We start from the raw sequence: 1,873 nt of genomic DNA on the forward strand, positions 1-1,873 counted from the left end.
CCCGGGCGCTCCGCGGGCTCCGGGCCGCCGGCCCCGCCGCGCTGCCCGGTGTGGTCGCCCCGGCCGGTCCCGTCGCCCCCGTCGTGGTGGTGCGCGTGGCGGTGCAGGTGCTCGGCGGCGAGCAGCGGCCGGTGCGGCGGGGTGCCGTCCGCGACGGCCAGCACCCGGTCCAGCAGGGCTCCGGCCCCCTCCCCGGCCCGTGCCGAGGTCCGCAGGATCTCCACACCCGGATTGACCCGTTCGACGTGGGCCGCGAAGGCCGCCCCGTCGAAGCCCGCGGGCCCGGCGAGGTCCGTCTTGGTCAGCACCACCAGGTGCGCGGCGCCGAACGCGGTCGGGTACTTGAGGGGCTTGTCCTCCCCCTCGGTCACGGACATCAGCACGACCCGGAAGGTCTCGCCGAGGTCGTAGACGGCCGGGCAGACCAGGTTGCCGACGTTCTCCAGGAACAGCAGCCGGGTTCCGGCGGGCAGCCAGTCCGCCAGCAGCCGGCTCAGCTGCGCGGCCTCCAGATGGCACAGCCCCCCGGTGTGCACCTGGCGCACCGGCGCACCGGAGCGGGCCAGCCGCTCGGCGTCGTTCTCGGTGGCCAGGTCGGCGGTGAGCGCGGCGGCCGGCACTCCGCGCGCCACGGCCGTGCCGAGCACCGCGTGCAGCAGCTCGGTCTTGCCGCTGCCCGGGCTGGAGAGCAGGTTGACGGCGGTCACGCCGCGCGCGGCCAGATCGGCGCGCAGCCGGCCGGCCAGGTCGTCGTTCTTGGCCAGAACGGCCTGCCGGACATCGACGGTGCGGCACATGGCACGGTCCCTTCGCGGGTGAGGGCGGCGGCCGGGGCTCCGGCATGCGGCCCCACGCTAGGCACACCCGCGCGGGCACCGGGCCGACTCGGGCGCCGCCGCCCGACGGTTTCCCCCGTCCGGCGGAATCCGGCGGTACGGCGCCGCAGGCCGCCCGCAGGCCGCCCGCAGGCCGCCGCGGCGGGCGGCCGTCACCCGTCCGGCGCAACTCCCCGTGCCGGCTCCGCGCGCCCGGACCGGCCGCGGCGGGCGGCGGGCCAGGATCGCCAGCGTCCGCCGCCGGAATCGGGAGGAACCATGCGGATCCTGCTCATCGCCAGTGCCTTCAACAGCCTGACCCAGCGGGTCTTCGCGGAGCTGGACGACCGGGGCCACCGGGTGGCGGTGCACACGGCGCCGGGCGCCCCGGGCATGCGGGCGGCGGTGCGGGCCCACCGCCCGGAACTGGTGATCGCGCCGATGCTCACCGAGGCGATCCCGCCCGAGGTGTGGTCCGCGGTTCCCTGCCTGGTGGTGCATCCCGGCCCGCCCGGCGACCGGGGCCCGTCCTCGCTGGACCGCGCCCTGCAGGACGGGGTCACCGACTGGGGGGTGACGGTCCTGCAGGCGGTCGCCGAGCTGGACGCCGGACCGGTGTGGGCCGCGGAGCGGTTCCCGGTGCCGCCGGACGCCGGCAAGAGCGACCTGTACCGGGGGGAGCTGGCGGACGCGGCGCTGCGCGCGGTGCACACCGCGGTGGCCCGGTTCGCGGCCGGCGGGCGGCCCGAACCCGGGCCGCCCGGGCCGCTGCGGCCGCTGCTGCGCCAGGCCGGGCGGCGCATCGACTGGGCGGCGGACCCGACCGCGACGGTGCTGCGCAAGCTGCGCGCCGCCGACTCCCGCCCCGGGGTGCGCGACACCCTCCTCGGCTCCGCCTGGTTCCTGTACGGCGGGCACCCCGAGCGGCTGCTGCGCGGCCGGCCGGGCGAGCTGATCGCCACCCGGGAGGGTGCCGTCTGCCGGGCCACGGTGGACGGCGCCGTGTGGATTCCGCAGCTGCGGCCGGCCGCGCGGCCCGGGGAGCGGCGGCCGGTGCG

General features: G+C 78.7%; 2 protein-coding genes. One reads left to right on the plus strand and one right to left on the minus strand.

The genetic code is table 11. The annotated features are described in order from the left end of the window. Nucleotides 1–797 (minus strand): hydrogenase nickel incorporation protein HypB (gene hypB / locus GQS09_RS28135; protein ID WP_165990335.1); only part of this gene is annotated, 797 nt, incomplete at its 3' end. 297 nt (nucleotides 798–1,094) lie between these two features. Between hypB and GQS09_RS28140 the strand changes: the two genes are divergently transcribed. Then, nucleotides 1,095–1,873, plus strand: a 779-nt coding sequence (locus GQS09_RS28140; protein ID WP_279577813.1) for a formyltransferase family protein, incomplete at its 3' end; no start/stop codon positions are given.

The sequence above is a fragment of the Streptomyces sp. YIM 98790 genome, from assembly GCF_011421595.1.
Taxonomy (GTDB): Bacteria; Actinomycetota; Actinomycetes; order Streptomycetales; family Streptomycetaceae; genus Streptomyces.